This window comes from Microvirga sp. 2MCAF38, from assembly GCF_052115485.1.
Taxonomy (GTDB): Bacteria; Pseudomonadota; Alphaproteobacteria; order Rhizobiales; family Beijerinckiaceae; genus Microvirga.
Window position 1 is genome coordinate 446503 of record NZ_JBFRGU010000001.1, and the last position, 16760, is coordinate 463262.

The following is a 16760-nucleotide window of genomic DNA, read 5'->3' on the forward strand; positions in this document are numbered from 1 at the left end:
TTTGGCGGGCGCACCGTGCATCGAACGCGGTTACGCCGCAAGAGGTGATCCGTTCGTCATCCCGGACGCCAAAGGCGATCCGGGATCGCATGACGAGAAAAGCACCCTTTATGGAAGACGATCCCGGGTTCCGCTGACGCGGCCCCGGGATGACGATCAGTGGGCTAACGCCGCAAAATCCCGCCCAACGTTCCGCGCACGATGGCGCGGCCGATCGAGCCGCCCTGGCGGCCGCCGATGGATTTGCCGATTTCCGCCGCGAAGCCGCCAACCGTCTGGTTGATGACCGTGCGGGTGACCTCGCGCGTAACCCGCTGCGTCGTCGTCATCGTCCCCTTACGCTGGCCGTTAGTGCCGAACAGATTGCCGAGCATGTCGAGAATGCCGCCACCGCCTTGCGCGGCCTGCGCATCGGCGGCAGTCTTTTCCGCGCGCTTCGCCAGCATTTCATAGGCCGACTCGGAATCGATGGACTGATCGTATTTTCCGCGCATCGGGCTCGCGGCGATGATCTGTTGGCGCAATGCATTGTCGATGGGGCCAACCTGCGACATGGGAGGCGCAATCAAGGTGCGCTCCACCATGGAGGGCGAGCCCTTCCCTTCCAGCGTCGAGACGAGCGCCTCGCCGACGCCGAGTTCGGTGATTGCCTTTTCCGTGTCGAAAGCCGGGTTCTGGCGGAAGGTCTGCGCCGCGACGCGCACCGCCTTCTGCTCGCGCGGCGTATAGGCCCGCAGCGCATGTTGAATACGGTTGCCGAGTTGCGCCAGCACCGTCTCCGGCACGTCGGCCGGGTTCTGCGTGATGAAATAGACGCCGACGCCTTTCGAGCGGATGAGCCGCACCACGCGCTCCACCGTCTCGAGCAACGCCTTCGGCGCATCGGAGAACAGGAGATGGGCCTCGTCGAAGAAGAACACGAGCTTGGGCTGATCGAGATCGCCCACTTCCGGCAGTTCCTCAAACAATTCCGACATCAGCCACAGCAGGAACGTGGCGTAGAGGCGCGGATTGTTCATGAGCTTGTCGGCGGCGAGAATGTTCACCACGCCGCGCCCATCGCGATCGGTGCGCATTAAATCCTTGATGCTGAGCGCGGGCTCGCCCAAGAATTCCTGTCCACGCTGGTTTTCCAGCACGAGCAATTGCCGTTGGATCGTGCCGACAGTTGCCTTCGACACATTGCCGTAGGTCGTGGTGAGGTCCTGCGCGTTCTCCGCGATGAATTGCAGGAGGGCGCGCAAATCCTTCAGGTCGAGCAGCAGCAAGCCCTGCTCGTCGGCGATGCGGAAGGCGATGTTGAGCACGCCCTCCTGAACATCGTTGAGATCGAGCAGACGTGCCAGAAGCAGCGGCCCGATTTCCGAAACCGTCGCGCGGACCCGGTGTCCCTCCTCACCAAAGAGATCCCAGAACACGGTGGGGAACTGGTCGGGCCGGTATTCGAGGTCGAGTTCCTTGGCGCGCTTGACGAAAGCATCCTTGCTGTTGCCGGTGGCCGCAATGCCGGAAAGATCGCCTTTGATATCGGCGGCGAAGACGGGAACCCCGGCGTTGGAGAAGCCTTCCGCCAGAACCTGCAAGGTCACGGTCTTGCCTGTGCCCGTGGCCCCGGTGATCAGGCCGTGCCGGTTGGCGAGCTTAAGATCGAGATATTCGGGCTTCGTTCCCTTACCGATGAAAATCTTGCCGTCTTCGAGCATCGCCACCTCTCACAAGTGTCCTGGACTTGCATTTTCTAACGCCAAACGGGCCTGTTTGGCTGAAAACGCTCCAGATAGTCATAGGTGTTCGAGAGGCCGGTTTCTACTCCCCCAGCCCGCACTTGATTTCATCACGCTTGAGGCCGAACTATCCGCCCGATAACCAAGCAGGAGAATCGCATGGAAGAGCTCATCGCCCGCGTGACGCAGAAGACCGGTCTCGACGCAACCACGGCCACCAAAGCCATCGGCATGATCCTGGCTTTTCTTCAGAAGGAAGGCCCCAGTGCCGAAGTCGGCCAGTTGCTCACGGCCTTGCCCGGCGCGCAGGAGGCGATGGCTCAGGCCGGTGGCGGCGGCGGTGGCCTCATGGGCATGATGGGCTCGCTCGGTGGCGGCGTCATGGCTCTCGGCGGCCAGTTGATGGGCGCGGGCGTCTCCATGGGGCAGATGCAGCCGCTTGGCCACGAATTGTTCGCCTTTGCCCGTGAAAAGGCCGGCGAGGATGTGATCGGCCCGATCATCGGATCGGTTCCGGGCCTGTCCCAGTTCGTCTAGAACCTGATAGAAGTCTAATTCCAAAGGCTGGCTTCAATCCCCTGGGCGGAGCCGGTATCGGCATGCACAATGCCGGGACCGTGCCTCCCCCCTTTCAAGGCGTCGCTTGATGGACGATCTGACTCTCGCTTCCGAATTCCCCACAGCCACGCGCGAGCAATGGCGCGGGTTGATCGAAGGGGTGCTGAAAGGCTCGGATTTCGACAGGAAGCTCGTCGGGCGCACCTATGATGGGCTTGAAATTCAACCGCTCTATCCGAAAGCGGAAAAAGCGCCCCGCCTGTCTCGCGCGCAAGCCGGCCCCTGGCGGGTTGTGCAGCGGATCGACCATCCCGAACCCTCGACCGCGAACGAGCTTGCCCTGGCCGATCTCGAAGGCGGGGCGGACGCTCTCGTTCTGACGCTCAACAAAGCTCCGTCCGCGCACGGCTTCGGCCTTCGCGTGGATACCGTTGAGGATCTGGATCGCGCCTTGTCCGGAATCATGCTCGATATGGTGCATCTGCGTCTCGATGCAGGCGGCCACGGGCGGCAGACTGCCGCGCTTCTGCTGGCGCTGATCGAGCGGCGCGAGCACAAACTGAGCGACATCTTCCTCGATCTCGGTCTCGACCCCATCGGCGCGATGGCCGCGACCGGCAAGCTATCAGCATCGTGGGACGTGGTCGGCGTACGCTGCGTGCAAACCCTTGGCGATCTCGAAAAGAAGGGGTTCACCGGCCGCGCCTTTCTCGCCGACGCACGCCCCTATCACGAGGCGGGCGCGAGCGAGGCTCAGGAACTGGCCGCCGTGCTCGCGACAGGCCTCGCTTATCTGCGCGCACTGGAAGCGGGCGGCCACTCGCTCGATGCCGCGCGCCGCTCGCTGGCCTTTCTGCTCGTCGCCGATGTGGACGAGTTTCTGACCGTCGCCAAATTCCGCGCCCTTCGCCGGCTATGGGCGCGCGTCGAGGAAGCCTGCGGATTGGTGCCCTCGCCCATCCACCTTCATGCGGAAACCGCGTGGCGGATGATGACCCGCCGCGATCCGTGGGTGAACATGCTGCGCGGAACCATCGCCGCCTTCTCCGCCGGCATCGGCGGCGTGGATGCGGTCACGGTTCTGCCTTTCACTGCCGCGCTCGGCTTGCCCGATGCGTTCGCGCGACGCATCGCCCGCAACACGCAGCTGATCCTGCTCGATGAATCCAATCTCGGCCGCGTGGCCGATCCGGCCGCCGGAGCGGGCGGATTCGAGGCGCTGACCGATGCGCTCTGCGACAAGGCGTGGACGCTGTTCCAAGAGATCGAACGCGAAGGTGGTATCGTCGCGAGTCTGACGAAAGGCGCGTTGCAGCGGCGGATCGGCGAGACGCGAAGCGCGCGCGAGAAGGCTGTCGCCACCCGCAAGGATCCCATCACCGGCACGAGCGAATACCCCAATCTACACGAGGCTGATGTGGCAGTGCTGATGCCAATGCCGAGCGATGCAAAGACAACGCACGCACCCATCGCGAAAGCGGTTCAACCCGAAAGCTCCTTCGCCTCGCTCGTTCAAGCATCAAGCGAAGGAGCGCCCCTGTCGAGCCTCACCGCGTCAGCCCCTGGCCCCACGCCTTTGAGCGTTGAGCCGCTGCCATCCCACCGCGTCGCCGAAACCTTCGAGCGCCTGCGCGATATGGCCGACGCCTTTTTCGCCCGCTCCGGCACACGCCCTAAAGTTTTCCTCGCCAATCTCGGCCCGGTCGCAGCGTTCACGGCGCGCGCCACATTCGCCAAGAATTTCTTCGAAGCCGGCGGCATCGAGGCCATCGGTAATGACGGCTTCTCTTCTCTCGACGATCTTATAGCTACCGCCCGCGCCAGCGGCGCGAAGTTCGCCTGCCTCTGCTCGTCGGACGAGATCTACCAAAGCCACGCCGTCGATGCGGCGCGAGCCTTGAGCAAAGCGGGATTCAGCGGCCTCTATCTCTCCGGACGACCGGGCGAGTTGAAGGACGATCTGGCGAAGGCTGGCGTGACGGAGTTCATTTTCGTCGGGTGCGACAGTCTCGCCATTCTTGAGAAATCTCTGGCGATGGCGACGGCATAGGATGAGCATCCCTTGGCCTCAGACGAGGGATTGCCTTAGAATGCGTAATGTAGGGACGTTCTTGAAGCCATGAGCCGCATTCCGGATTTCACGAGCATCGGCTGGGCAGATGCCACATCACCCGCGCCAGGCGCAGCCGCCGGCGAACCGTGGCTGACGCCGGAGGGCATTGCGGTCAAGACAGCCTATGGGCCCAAGGACCGCGAGGGCATCGACTTTCTCGATACCTATCCGGGCATTGTGCCCTATTTGCGCGGCCCCTACCCGACCATGTACGTGAACCAGCCGTGGACCGTGCGCCAATATGCGGGGTTCTCGACAGCGGAGGATTCCAACGCCTTCTATCGGCGCAATCTCGCGGCGGGGCAGAAGGGCCTCTCCATCGCGTTCGATCTTGCCACCCATCGTGGTTACGACAGCGATCATCCGCGCGTGGCGGGCGATGTGGGCATGGCGGGCGTCGCCATCGACTCGATCTACGACATGCGCACGCTGTTTGCAGGGATTCCCCTCGACCAGATGAGCGTGTCGATGACCATGAACGGCGCGGTGCTCCCCGTGCTCGCGCTCTACATCGTTGCGGCGGAAGAACAGGGCGTGCCGCAGGCCAAGCTTTCGGGCACAATCCAGAACGACATTCTCAAAGAATTCATGGTGCGCAACACCTATATTTACCCGCCGAAGGGGTCGATGCGCATCATCTCCGACATCTTCGCCTATACCTCCACGCATATGCCGAAGTTCAACTCCATCTCGATCTCCGGCTATCACATGCAGGAAGCGGGAGCGACGCAGGATCTCGAACTCGCCTACACACTCGCGGACGGGGTTGAATATATCCGCGCGGGATTGGCCGCCGGGCTCACCATCGATCAATTCGCGCCGCGCCTGTCGTTCTTCTGGGCGGTCGGCATGAACTTCTTCATGGAAGTCGCCAAGATGCGTGCGGCGCGTCTGTTGTGGGCGAAACTCGTGAAGGGCTTCAACCCGCAATCGGAAAAGTCTCTGCCACTGCGCACGCACTCGCAAACCTCCGGCTGGTCGCTCACCGCGCAGGACGTGTTCAACAACGTATCGCGCACCTGCATCGAAGCGATGGCGGCGACCCAAGGCCACACGCAATCGCTACATACCAACGCGCTCGATGAGGCGCTGGCGCTGCCAACGGATTTCTCCGCGCGCATTGCCCGCAATACGCAGCTCTTCCTGCAACAGGAAAGCGGCACCGGCCGCATCGTCGATCCATGGGGCGGCTCCTATTATGTGGAGCGCCTGACCTATGAGCTCGCCCACAAGGCCTGGGAGCATATCCAGGAGGTAGAAGCTCTTGGCGGCATGGCAAAGGCCATTGAAGCGGGCGTGCCGAAGCTCAAGATCGAGGAAGCCGCCGCGCGTGCGCAGGCGCGCATCGATTCAGGCCATCAGAAGATCATTGGCGTGAATTGCTTCAAGCCGACGGATGAGGCCTCCATCGACATTCTCAAAGTCGACAACGCGGCGGTGCGCGCGCGTCAGATCGAGAAGCTTCAGCGCCTGCGCGCCGAGCGCAATCAAGCCGATGTGACCGCGACATTGGAGGCGCTTTCCAACGCCGCGGCAGGCGAAGGCAATCTGCTCGACCTTGCCGTCAAGGCCGCACGCGCCAAAGCGACGGTGGGCGAAATTTCGGCAGCGTTGGAAAAGATCTGGGGCCGTCACGTTGCGTCGATCAAGGCGATTTCCGGTGTCTACAAACGGGAGATGGGCATGGGTTCGCCTGTCGTGGAGCAAGTGCTGCATCTGGTGGAAGAATTCGAGCACAATGACGGCCGCCGCCCGCGCATCCTCGTCGCCAAGATGGGACAGGATGGGCATGATCGCGGCCAGAAAGTCATCGCCTCGGCCTTCGCCGATCTCGGCTTCGACGTGGATATCGGCCCGCTGTTTGCGACTCCCGCCGAAGCCGCGCGTCAGGCCATTGAGAACGACGTCCACATCGTCGGCGTCTCGTCGCTCGCGGCAGGCCACCTCACCCTCGTGCCGGAACTGAAAGCCGAACTCGCGAAATACGGCCGCGACGACATCATGATCGTCGTCGGCGGCGTGATCCCGCCGCAGGATTTCGACGCGCTGATGAAAGCGGGAGCCTCCGCCATTTTCCCGCCCGGCACCGTGATCGCCGACGCCGCCATCGGCCTGATCGGAGAACTCAATCGCAGGCTCGGTTACAAGTCGAAAGTCGCAGCGGAGTAGCGCGCCGCGCCTTTACCTCTCCCGCGGGGAGAGGTAAAGGGCCCGCTCATTCATCTGAGCCTATCCCGCTCGCACCGCGACTGTCGCGACTCCAGCGCCGATCAGCAGACCTCCACCCACCTTGTTCACCGCGCCGATGGCGCGTGGATTGCGCATCACGCCGCGCGCCCGTGAGGCGATGAGCGCGTAAGTGAAGGCGTTGGCGAAAGCGAGCGTGAGGAAAGTTGCGGCGAAGATGCCGATTTGAGGGAAAAGGTCGGCTTTCGGATCGATGAACTGCGGCAGGAACGCCACGAAGAAGGTGATGCCCTTCGGGTTCAAAGCCGTCACGAGCCAGGCATGGCCGAGCAACTTGAATGACGATGCCGCATCCGTGCGCGGCTTGGCGTCGAGCGTTCCGCCCGCGCGCCAGAGCTTGATACCGAGCCAGATCAGATAGGCCGCGCCGACCCATTTCAGAAGCGTGAATACCGTCGCAGACGTCGCAAGCAGCGCACCGAGGCCAAGCAAGGAAAAGCTCATGGCAGTGAAATCGCCGAGCGCCACGCCCACCGCCATCGGCAGCGCCGTGCGCCAGCCTTGTCCGAGGGCATAGGACACGACGAGCAGGATCGTCGGCCCCGGGATGACGAGAAGAATGGCGGACGCCGCCGTAAACGCAAGCCAGGTTTCAATCGTCATAACGTTTCCTCCGCATCGGAGGATAGAGCCATAGGCGAAAGGGAATGTCGAGTGAGACCGCCTACCGTCCCCGCTCTATCGCGCGCTTGACGACTTGCTGCACATCCTTGCTCGATAGGAACAGGTCGTGATTGATGATGCCACCACCAAAATCGGAAGCATCGGCAACCTTCACGCCGAGTTCTTCGAGCCGTCCGCGATCGGCTGCGCCCGCGCGTACGATGCCGCCGGCGAGGCGGCTCGAAACCGCGAGAGCGCGGTCGTTCGTGGCGCTGATCACGGTAATCTTCTGCGCGTCCGCGCCGAGATGCTCGACGCCGCGCGCGAACAGGTCGATATCGATATCGGGCGCGGCGAGAACCACCGCACCGATCCGCGACATGGCGCTTTCGCCGCCCGACGCGCGCAGCATGCGCAGAGTTTCGAGGGTCAGCAGCGTGCCCATGCTGTGCGCGACGATGTGCACGCGCCCGCCGCTCGGCGAATTGGCGAGTGCGGTCAACAGATCCTGCATCGCATCGCGCGACCACATGGCGCTTTCGCGGTCACTCACATAGCTGAAGGTCGAGCCGGCGGACGGCCAGGTGAACAGGCCGGTGATGCCGGAAAATCCAATGCCGCTGGAGAGTTGCGCCGCCGAGATCGTCGCGGTCTCAAAACTCTCCTTGTAGCCATGGACGTAGAGGACGACATCCCGACCCAAGGCCTCCTGCGCGAAGGCTTGCGCCGCGCCTTTGCGAACAACGTCATCGACGGATTTGATGTCCCAATCGCCCGACAAGGTGACGCGCGCCACCATGGAGCGATCCGGGATCCTCATATTCGCCTTCGCGAAAATGAGATCGGGAGCGCGCTGAGCGCTGAACCACGGCGCCTGAATCGGGCTCCCGACCGGCATGCGCGTGGTGGCGACGAAAACCGTCGGATCCCGTACGAGGGCCGGCTTCGGCGGCATCAAAGCGCTGCCCACATCTCCATCGCCTCCGATGCACCCGGCAAGAACGAGAGTCATCAGTCCGGTAATGGCAAGGCGAGCGGTTCTGGCAAAGGGAAACATGATGCAAGTGCAATCGTCGGTGAGAAGGTCCCCTGTCTTGCCTCCGATCATGGCGAGCACAAGGCAGGCTCTGCATATTCCCGCGCAGCGCGAGCAAACATGGTCAACAATCGGTTACAGGCTTCCTAAACAATGTTAGTTCTGCCGCATGACCGACGTCTCTCGCCCGAAAGCACCTGTCGACGCCGAAGCGATCCTGAAAGGTGATCGCGCCGCGCTCGCGCGCGCGATCACCTTGATCGAATCGCGCCGTCCGGACCACCGCGCCCGGGCGCGGGCACTTTTGCAGGAGTTGATGCCCCATACGGGTCGGGCCGTTCGCGTCGGAATCACGGGCGTCCCAGGGGTCGGCAAATCGACAGCCATCGACATGCTTGGGAGCGTGTTGACCGCGAAGGGACACAAGGTCGCGGTGCTCGCTGTCGATCCGAGTTCAACCCGCACGGGCGGCGCGATTCTCGGCGACAAGACCCGCATGGCGAAACTGGCGGCGGACCCCCATGCCTTCATTCGCCCTTCCCCCACCTCCGGCACGCTCGGCGGCGTGGCGGCCAAGACCCGCGAGGCGATGCTGCTCTGCGAGGCCGCCGGATTCGACGTGATTCTCGTGGAGACCGTCGGCGTCGGGCAATCGGAAACCGCCGTGGCGGACCTGACCGATTTTTTCCTCGTACTGATGCTGCCGGGCGCGGGCGATGAATTGCAGGGGATCAAGAAGGGTATTCTCGAACTCGCCGACATGATCGCGGTCAATAAGGCGGACGATGCGGAAATGAAAGCCAAGGCCGCGGCCGCGGAATATCGCGCCGCCTTGCATATTCTGACGCCGGCCTCGGCGACCTGGACGCCGCCAGTCGTCACCATCTCGGGCCTGACAGGCCAAGGGCTCGAGGATCTATGGGCGAAAATACTCGATCACCGTCGTCGTCTGGACGCGACCGGCGAGCTTACCGTCAAACGCAAAGAGCAGGACATGAAATGGATGTGGGCTCTCGTCGAGGAGCGCATGCACGAAAAGCTCGCAAATGACCCGGTACTTCGCAAACGCCTGCCCGCGATCAAGCAGATGATCACGCAAGGGGCCATGGCCCCGAACGCGGCGGCGGACGAGATCGCAACCTTGCTTGGTCTTTAAAGCGCTTGGTCTTTAAAGCGAAACGAGTGCCTCGGCGGCCCGGATCGACCCGACCTCGATGCCGTTCCAGTTCTTGAGAACGGGCCGCGCAAGAGCTTCGATGCCGGCCTTCTCCGTATCTCCCATATCGAGGAAATGCAGGAGCACGTTCGCCATCGCCACTTCCGCGGCACGCCCTGCGCCGTCATCGATCTTCAGGGCAATGCCGTATCCGAGTTCCGGCAAGGCCGCGCAATAGACGCCCTCGGCTCCGACCTTCACGAATGCCCGCTCGCGCAGCACCTCCGTGGCCTTCGTGTCGAAGCGTCCCGTGCCCGCAATCATGAAGGGATTGGCAGCCACCGCGCGGCGGATGCGTTCGGCAGCCGCCTTGGCGCTTCCTGAAATCCCATGGCCACTACCGAATTTCGCGAACGCGAAGGCGAGCGCGGAGAGGGGCATCGCGTAAGTCGGAATCGAACAGCCATCGATCCCCATGACATCGCTGGTGTGGGATGCGCCGGTCATTTCCTCCAGCGTTCCGCGCACAGTCTGCTGAACCCGGTGGCCCGCCTTCACATAACCCTTCGGGTCTTCATCAAGACCGCAAGCAAGGCAAATGAACCCGGCATGCTTGCCGGAGCAGTTGTTGTGGAGGGCGGAGGGCTGGCCGCCCTTGGCGGCAAGCCCTCGTGTTGCGGCCTCGCCCAAGGGCCAGTGAGCCCCGCATTCGAGACAGCCCGCATCCTGGCCTGCCTTGGCGAGGATCGAGGAGGCTACGGCCACATGCTCCGGCTCGCCCATGTGGGAGGCGCAGGCGAGCGCGATTTCCTCGTCGGTCAGGCCGAACTTGTCGGCGATTCCGCTTTCGACCAGCGGCATCGTTTGCAGTGCTTTGACGGCGGAACGCGGAAAAACCCGGTATTCCAGAGCGCCGAGCGACAGGACCGACCCGCCATCTGCATCGATGACCACAAGAGCGCCCCGGTGGCGCGACTCGACCAGACCGCCACGCTTCACTTCGACAAGGAAGGGATTATCCATATGAAAATCTCAAGTTCCGTCCGACTCCGGCGGATCTTTTGGGTAAGAGTCCGCTGGAAGTCAAAGAAAACCGATGGCACCCCTGCAGGAGGGTCTGGCCCGCCCGGCAGTGGGTTGCGGTGAAGCTCTCCTCCCCTTAAACCCATTCGCCTGAAAACAGGAGGCCTGAATGCGTGTTGCGATGATCGGGGCCGGCTATGTCGGTCTCGTCTCCGGTGCATGCTTCGCCGATTTCGGCCATGAAGTGTGCTGCGTCGATACGGACCCCGCCAAGATTGAAGCGCTGAAACGCGGCGAAATCCCGATTTTCGAGCCCGGATTGGACGATCTGGTCACAAAGAACGTCCGCGAGGGGCGGCTTTCCTTCGCCACAGATCTGGCTGAACACGTCCATAAGGCGGAAGCGGTCTTCATCGCGGTCGGTACGCCCTCCCGACGCGGCGATGGCCATGCCGACCTTTCCTACGTCCACCAGGCGGCTCGCGACATTGCGGCGGCCCTCTCCGGCTATACGGTCATCGTCACGAAATCGACGGTGCCGGTCGGCACGGGCGACGAGGTCGAGCGCATCATTCGCGATGTGCGGCCGGACGCCGATTTCGCCGTGGTCTCGAATCCCGAATTCCTGCGTGAAGGCGCCGCCATCACCGATTTCAAGCGTCCGGACCGGATCGTCATCGGCACCGAGGACGACCGGGCCAGGATGGTGATGACCGAGATCTATCGCCCTCTCTACCTCAATCAGTCCCCGCTTCTCGTCACGTCCCGCCGCACGGCGGAACTGACGAAATACGCGGCCAACGCGTTTCTGGCGACCAAGATCACCTTCATCAACGAGATCGCGGATCTCTGCGAAAAGGTCGGCGCGAACGTGCAGGACGTGGCGCGCGGCATCGGCCTCGACAACCGGATCGGCGCCAAATTCCTGCATGCGGGCCCCGGCTATGGCGGATCGTGCTTCCCCAAGGATACGCTAGCCCTGATCAAGACCGCGCAGGATTACGACGCCCCCGTCCGCATCGTAGAATCGGTGGCGGCTGTGAACGACCAGCGCAAACGAGCCATGGGTCGCAAGATCATCGCCGCCTGCGGCGGATCGGTGCGCGGCAAAACCATCGCCCTGCTCGGCCTGACCTTCAAGCCGAACACCGACGACATGCGAGACGCCCCATCGCTCTCCATCGTCACGACGCTGGAAGACGCGGGCGCGCATGTGCGCGCCTACGACCCGGAGGGTATGGCTTTTGCAAAGACCCTTTTGCCCAACGTGGAATATGCCCAGGACGCCTATGCCTGCGCACGCGGCGCGGATGCGCTTGTCATCGTCACGGAGTGGGACATCTTCCGGGCACTCGATCTCGGACGCATGAAGGCCGCCCTCGCGTCTCCCGTGGTCGTCGACCTACGAAACATCTACAATCCCGACGATATGGAGCGTCGCGGCTTCACCTATGTCAGCGTCGGCCGCCCCGACGTGACGATGGACGAGACGCAGGACGCTTGATCAACCGGGCGCGAAAGCGAGTTTCGCGCCCCACATCTCGGATTTCTTTCCGCTGAAGGAAAAACAGCGATGCAGACCTTTTTCGTCGAGATCAAATGCAAGCTCGGTAAAACCTACGACGTCGCAAGCACGCTTGCGGACCGCGAGATTGCCTCAGAGATTTATTCGACCGCAGGCAACTACGACATCCTCGCCAAGTTCCACGTGGATGACGGAGCCGATATCGGCCGCTTCGTCGCCGATAACGTCCAGACGATCAAGGATATCGCGGATACCCACACGATCATCACGTTCAAGGCGTTTTGACGCGGAGCTCCTCAGCGAGCAACCGCCCCTGCCCCAACACTTTGACCTGCAAGGCCTGCCGTATCCACCACAAGGGGCTCGACGGCAATGTAGCGGTCGAGACGGCCCGCGATTTTTGAATCGATCCTGTCATAGAGCGCAGCGACGCTGACGGGCCGGCGCTTGCGTCCCCTCAACTCCGTGAACAATCCGGCATTTGCTTTCGCGGCTTGGGGGAACAGCTTTGAGGCTGGCGTGTTGGGCGCCTCGTCTAGAACCTGAAGGAAGCGGACGGCGCTCGGTGCGCCGAGGAAATGGGCGAGATAGAGTTCGGCTTCCGCAAGTTCGCGCTCCCCTTGCTTCTGCAGCTCACGAGCAATGTCCTTGATCAGTTCCCCTGCCATGAGCGCCGAGAAGTAAGGGTCGCGCCGTAGCCCTAGAACCCATGCGCGGTCCTTCTCCTTTTTCAGGGCGGGTTCGCCGTCGACCATCGTGATCGCATCCACCACTGCGCCATAGCCGTAATCCGCCGCGTGGATATAGACCGTCTCGAGCCAGGTACGATCGATGAACTGAAAAAGTCCCTCGGCGCTCGATGTCGGCGCGCGTGCGGCAGGCGAGAGGCTCGATTCGATATCGGCCAGGGTCATCATGTAGGCAGGATCGATGCCGGTTACGTGCGCGGCCTTGAGGATGGACTGGACAAGCCAGCGAGGCGCGCTTTGCTGCCCGAACTGCACCGGATCGTCCGTGTCCTGGACGCGGGCTGGTGCGGGATCGGATGTGGTTGGAGCGGTCTTTTGCGGGCTTAGGGTCGGGAAAGCGGCCTTCAAAATGGCGGAAAACACGCCCGGACGTCTGTTCAACATTGGATCGAAAGGCGGCTCGACATCCACCGGGGCGAGGGACGCGAAGCGGTAAGGCAATGTCGCCACCGCAGCGGGCCCGGCAGAAAAACCCTGGAGGCCAATGATCAGGACGCAACCGAGAGCGACGCGGGCGACCCGGCTGCCGGTTCGGCTACCCTTTCGAAGATCACCCCACGAGACATGCGCCGAGACATGGCGGGCGACGCCTTCCGGCGTGCTCGTCCTGTTCGTCATCTTGTACCCTTGCCGATCCGACTGCGTGGCCGGTTCGGTCCCTTGTGCTGTTATGAGGCAAGGGTTGACGGGTAGATGTGTCGAGAATCGGTCAGCTTGGCAGTAACGCTGAGGCTCACGCCGCGATTTCGAATGCCTTCAGTGCCTATAAGGCGGCAGATTCAGGCCTTGGATTGAGCCGCCAGTTGCGCATTGGTCCGCTCGAGCCGGTCCGCGAGTTCGCGCATGACGGCGAGGGCGATCTGTGGGAATTGGGCCAGCAATTCGAGAAACACGCGCTTGTCGATCCGCAAGGCTGTGGTCTGCTCGGCGGCCACGATCGTCGCCGAACGTGGGGAATCCGACAAAATACCCATTTCGCCGACCAGCGCGTTGTGACCAAGATCCGCCACCTTGATCTCCCCGTGCGGGGTATCGAGCATGACGTGGGCGACACCTTCCAGGATCACATAGGCAGCATCCGACATGTCGCCCTGCGCGAAGAAGCGCTGGCCGCTTGCGAATTGCACCCGCTCGCTCGTAAAGGCGAGTAATTTGAGGCGAGCAGGGTCGATGTCCTTGAACATCGAAACCTGCCGCAAGGATTGAACCTCGGTTTCCAGCGTCATGCCACCCCTCCCGCCATCCGCTCGTTCTCGACAACCCCACCTCTATCGAACAACGCTTGACGACGTTCTTCTGTCGTAACCTGTCCCTTGCGAAAACGCACGAGGATATCGAAAGCCTCGACCTGCCTGTCGTTGGCTAGAACCATGAACAAGCTTCGACCTTCGCACAACTCCAACAATATCTCGATCAGCGTCTGGGTCCTGCCCTCATCGAAGGATGTGAGCGCCCCATCCACGACGAAGATATCGGGTTTTTTGATCAGGCAACGGACAAAATTGATTCCGGCCCTCTGCTGCGGATCAAGAAGCCGGCCCGCCGTTCCGACTTCGTGATCCAACCCGATGCGCTCGATGCTCTCCATAAGACCCAGTTCGCCGACGATAGCCGAGATCGCCTCCGCCACGCGTGCTCTTGCATTGGCAATATTATAGCTCACTCGTCCGAAAAGCAGATTGTCGCGCAAGGGTGCCGCAGTGCACAATTTGTCCGGATCATAGAACTCCACACCGGGATTGCCTCCGAATTCCAACATTTCCCGCACAAGGCCGCGAGCGCGGACGAACCGCATGCGGAGGTTGTTGTCGAGCAACCCGAGACGGTGGCGAGCCTCGATATAAGCCAGCGGCAGGGAGAGGAGCCGGATCTCGTCCGCCTTGGTCAGAGGACCACGGGCGTGCCGACGCAAAATCTCTTCGAAATCATCAATCTCATCCGCACCGATGAACGAGAATTGCTGAAACAGCGAGTGTCCGGGAGGAACGCCCTCGAAGATCTCGGTCATCGTCTCGGCGATCTGGAGCCCCATCTCCGTCAGATCCTCGAAGATACCGGCGCGGTCGAGCGTGCGGCGGAACTCGACGCTCTCAGCGAGGTTCCGACCAGTCATGGCCTCCGATGTGGGGACTCCGAAGAGCAGGTTTTCGGCGATGGTCGCCTGATCGTTGTAACGGTGAATGTCGAAGGGCTCGACGAGATCGGCCATGCCGTTGGATTGAAACGTCGCCCGAAGACGGCGGCGCGCCTCGACGATCCGCTCGGCCATGCCCGGATAGCGATCGGGATCGACGCGTCCGACGAGACCGAACCGATAGAGATCGTTTTGCATTCCGATGCGGTTCAGAAGGTCGATCATGATGTGGTCGAGATCGTCCGCATCCTTTGCACCAACAAGATCGTAATCGAGCCAATCGGAAACGACGCTTTCGACCGGGTTGCCGGTCCGCAAGGCCTCCGCAATCCTGCGGGCCTCTTCCCGCTTGGCGGCATGTCCTGCCTCGGCCGGCTTGTAGCGGATGCCATAGGTGATGTTGTCACGGATGCTGCCCGGGAACATGATCGGATCGATGCCCGCATAGGCCAGCCTTCGGCCGATGACCGCGGGCGAGATCAGACGCATGTCGCGCTCATCGATGAGCAACCGCCCGTTGAAGGAAGGAACCTGCAACGCAAGGATCCGTGCGAGCGAACTCGCAGCCGCCGCACCATCCGAGACCAGCGCCACGTGAGCCGGCAGCGCGATTTCGAACGACACGTTTTCGATCAGCACGCCGCCATGCGTATCGGGAATGGAGATGTCTTGCGCTTTCAAAACACCGGTGAGCGGGATGTCATCCACCACCTCGATTTCATGCTCAACCAGAAGCCGTTCGGGCGCGAAATGCTGCACGACCTGATCGTATTTCACCTGCACGTCGAGACGTTGCTGGTCCCAATCGATCAGCTCCTTCAAAGGCGGCGGCAGCTCGCGATAGGCATTGATGACGGCGACAAGCTGACCAATGTCGAGCGTGCCCCGGAGGGCGAAATAACCGCCGACTGCGTAAAAGAAAAACGGCGTCATCTGCGCCAGCAGATTGTTGAGAAATTTGACGATGAATTTCCGGTTATAAATCCGAAGGCGCAGGTCGAAGAGATCGAACAAGCGATGCCCGATCTCCGCCTTTTCCCAAGTCTGCGATTGATGGACATGCACGACTTCCATACCGTCCATGACTTCGGCGATGCGACCGGCCAGCTCGCGCGACGCAAGCTGACGCTCCTTGCCCAACTTCAGAAGTTCCCGCCGCAATCGCGGAATGATCGTAAACTGGAGCGCGATGACGCCGAGCGCCATCAGTCCCAGTGCCACGTTCTGGACCAGGATGAAGATGAGCGCCGTGAGCGCCTGGAAGCCGAGGAAAACGGGCGTAATGAAAGCATCACCGATGAAGCCGCCGATGGGCTCGACCTCATCCTTGATGATCGTGGCGGTCTCTGAGGATTTGACCGTGCGCAAAGCCTCAGGCGTGAACCGCAGAACCATCGAGAACAGATGGAATCGCAGGCGACGCAGCATGCGCTCGCCCAGGGCACCTTTGGCAACATTGATCCAGTACTTGAAGGCGCCGTTGATCAGAACGAAAATCAGGAAAAGCGTCGATAGGCCGAGCAGAAGCCCTATACGACCGACCTGAAAGCCCTCGAAGAGCTCGACAGAGCCGCCGCCGAGCCAGGCGGGCCAGTGGATCGCGAGCTTAAGGAACGTGGCCGTCGCCTGCCCGTTCTTGAAGGCCTGCCCTTGGATCGCCTCGTTCACGATCTGCCGCGGAAGATCGAGCGACAAAAAGTAAAGGGGTTGCGACGCGAGGACGACAGCGCAAACAAGCAATTGCTCTCGCCTGGAATGCTGCCAGATGTAACGAAATAGGCTTTTTTCCATCAGAACGCCAATACCATCGATAGTCTCTTGCGCGTTTCCTCTTTCCAGTTTTGAGTGGCGCGTTAGCTCCATACTGTTAGGGCATCTCTCAATGTTACGCA

At 61.8% G+C, this 16760-nt stretch carries 13 protein-coding genes; 6 read left to right on the forward strand and 7 right to left on the reverse strand.

Going from position 1 to position 16760, the window contains the following annotated elements:
- Window positions 1-164: 164 nt before the first annotated feature.
- Complete coding sequence (locus AB4072_RS02130; protein ID WP_441965715.1) at window positions 165-1703, reverse strand: helicase HerA-like domain-containing protein; 1539 nt, start codon at window positions 1701-1703, stop codon at window positions 165-167.
- A gap of 180 nt (window positions 1704-1883) precedes the next feature.
- On the opposite strand from AB4072_RS02130, the gene AB4072_RS02135 reads away from it, so the two are divergent.
- The 3 genes from AB4072_RS02135 (at window position 1884) to scpA (ending at window position 6564) form a co-directional block, all read left to right on the forward strand.
- Window positions 1884-2261: a DUF2267 domain-containing protein gene (locus AB4072_RS02135; RefSeq protein WP_441965252.1), complete on the forward strand. Its 378-nt coding sequence runs from the start codon at window positions 1884-1886 to the stop codon at window positions 2259-2261.
- A gap of 109 nt (window positions 2262-2370) precedes the next feature.
- Entirely contained in the window at window positions 2371-4332 is a 1962-nt protein-coding gene (locus AB4072_RS02140; RefSeq protein WP_441965253.1) for a methylmalonyl-CoA mutase family protein, read from the forward strand.
- Window positions 4333-4401: 69 nt separating this feature from the next.
- Window positions 4402-6564 carry a methylmalonyl-CoA mutase gene (gene scpA, locus AB4072_RS02145; RefSeq protein ID WP_441965254.1) on the forward strand — a complete coding sequence of 721 codons (2163 nt, stop codon included), beginning with the start codon at window positions 4402-4404 and terminating at the stop codon, window positions 6562-6564.
- A gap of 60 nt (window positions 6565-6624) precedes the next feature.
- Here the strand turns inward: scpA and AB4072_RS02150 are convergent, their stop codons facing one another.
- Together AB4072_RS02150 and AB4072_RS02155 are read right to left on the reverse strand one after the other, a co-directional pair.
- Complete coding sequence (locus AB4072_RS02150; protein ID WP_441965255.1) at window positions 6625-7245, reverse strand: LysE family translocator; 621 nt, start codon at window positions 7243-7245, stop codon at window positions 6625-6627.
- 61 nt (window positions 7246-7306) lie between these two features.
- Entirely contained in the window at window positions 7307-8302 is a 996-nt protein-coding gene (locus AB4072_RS02155; RefSeq protein WP_441965716.1) for an alpha/beta hydrolase, read from the reverse strand.
- Window positions 8303-8450: 148 nt separating this feature from the next.
- Here AB4072_RS02155 and meaB point away from each other — a divergent pair, with 148 nt between their 5' ends.
- On the forward strand, window positions 8451-9437 hold the full coding sequence (meaB, locus tag AB4072_RS02160; RefSeq protein ID WP_441965256.1) for a methylmalonyl Co-A mutase-associated GTPase MeaB: 987 nt from the start codon (window positions 8451-8453) through the stop codon (window positions 9435-9437).
- A 12-nt stretch (window positions 9438-9449) separates the two neighbouring features.
- On the opposite strand, the gene AB4072_RS02165 is transcribed toward meaB, so the two are convergent.
- Window positions 9450-10460, reverse strand: coding sequence for an asparaginase (locus tag AB4072_RS02165; protein ID WP_441965257.1), 1011 nt, complete (start codon window positions 10458-10460; stop codon window positions 9450-9452).
- A gap of 169 nt (window positions 10461-10629) precedes the next feature.
- On the opposite strand from AB4072_RS02165, the gene AB4072_RS02170 reads away from it, so the two are divergent.
- Both AB4072_RS02170 and AB4072_RS02175 read left to right on the forward strand, forming a co-directional pair.
- Entirely contained in the window at window positions 10630-11964 is a 1335-nt protein-coding gene (locus tag AB4072_RS02170; protein WP_441965258.1) for a UDP-glucose dehydrogenase family protein, read from the forward strand.
- A gap of 69 nt (window positions 11965-12033) precedes the next feature.
- Window positions 12034-12270 carry an Lrp/AsnC ligand binding domain-containing protein gene (locus AB4072_RS02175; protein ID WP_441965259.1) on the forward strand — a complete coding sequence of 79 codons (237 nt, stop codon included), beginning with the start codon at window positions 12034-12036 and terminating at the stop codon, window positions 12268-12270.
- A gap of 11 nt (window positions 12271-12281) precedes the next feature.
- Here the strand turns inward: AB4072_RS02175 and AB4072_RS02180 are convergent, their stop codons facing one another.
- The 3 genes from AB4072_RS02180 to AB4072_RS02190 form a co-directional block, all read right to left on the reverse strand.
- A complete protein-coding gene (locus AB4072_RS02180) occupies window positions 12282-13352 on the reverse strand; it encodes a transglycosylase SLT domain-containing protein (protein ID WP_441965260.1) in 1071 nt (356 codons plus the stop codon).
- Between the two features lie 161 nt (window positions 13353-13513).
- Window positions 13514-13960: a Crp/Fnr family transcriptional regulator gene (locus AB4072_RS02185; protein ID WP_441965261.1), complete on the reverse strand. Its 447-nt coding sequence runs from the start codon at window positions 13958-13960 to the stop codon at window positions 13514-13516.
- Window positions 13957-16608, reverse strand: a complete 2652-nt coding sequence (locus AB4072_RS02190) for an ABC transporter transmembrane domain-containing protein (protein ID WP_441965262.1) — start codon at window positions 16606-16608, stop codon at window positions 13957-13959. Before AB4072_RS02190 ends, AB4072_RS02185 begins: the two co-directional genes overlap by 4 nt.
- Window positions 16609-16760 lie beyond the last annotated feature (152 nt).

Bases quoted from the DNA above. Each gene is read 5' to 3' on its own strand.
- AB4072_RS02165 (WP_441965257.1), bottom strand. From the start codon at position 10,460: ATGGATAATCCCTTCCTTGTCGAAGTGAAGCGTGGCGGTCTGGTCGAG.
- AB4072_RS02135 (WP_441965252.1), top strand. From the start codon at position 1,884: ATGGAAGAGCTCATCGCCCGCGTGACGCAGAAGACCGGTCTCGACGCA.
- scpA (WP_441965254.1), top strand. From the start codon at position 4,402: ATGAGCCGCATTCCGGATTTCACGAGCATCGGCTGGGCAGATGCCACA.
- AB4072_RS02170 (WP_441965258.1), top strand. From the start codon at position 10,630: ATGCGTGTTGCGATGATCGGGGCCGGCTATGTCGGTCTCGTCTCCGGT.
- AB4072_RS02150 (WP_441965255.1), bottom strand. From the start codon at position 7,245: ATGACGATTGAAACCTGGCTTGCGTTTACGGCGGCGTCCGCCATTCTT.
- meaB (WP_441965256.1), top strand. From the start codon at position 8,451: ATGACCGACGTCTCTCGCCCGAAAGCACCTGTCGACGCCGAAGCGATC.
- AB4072_RS02175 (WP_441965259.1), top strand. From the start codon at position 12,034: ATGCAGACCTTTTTCGTCGAGATCAAATGCAAGCTCGGTAAAACCTAC.
- AB4072_RS02185 (WP_441965261.1), bottom strand. From the start codon at position 13,960: ATGACGCTGGAAACCGAGGTTCAATCCTTGCGGCAGGTTTCGATGTTC.
- AB4072_RS02180 (WP_441965260.1), bottom strand. From the start codon at position 13,352: ATGACGAACAGGACGAGCACGCCGGAAGGCGTCGCCCGCCATGTCTCG.
- AB4072_RS02130 (WP_441965715.1), bottom strand. From the start codon at position 1,703: ATGCTCGAAGACGGCAAGATTTTCATCGGTAAGGGAACGAAGCCCGAA.
- AB4072_RS02140 (WP_441965253.1), top strand. From the start codon at position 2,371: ATGGACGATCTGACTCTCGCTTCCGAATTCCCCACAGCCACGCGCGAG.
- AB4072_RS02155 (WP_441965716.1), bottom strand. From the start codon at position 8,302: ATGTTTCCCTTTGCCAGAACCGCTCGCCTTGCCATTACCGGACTGATG.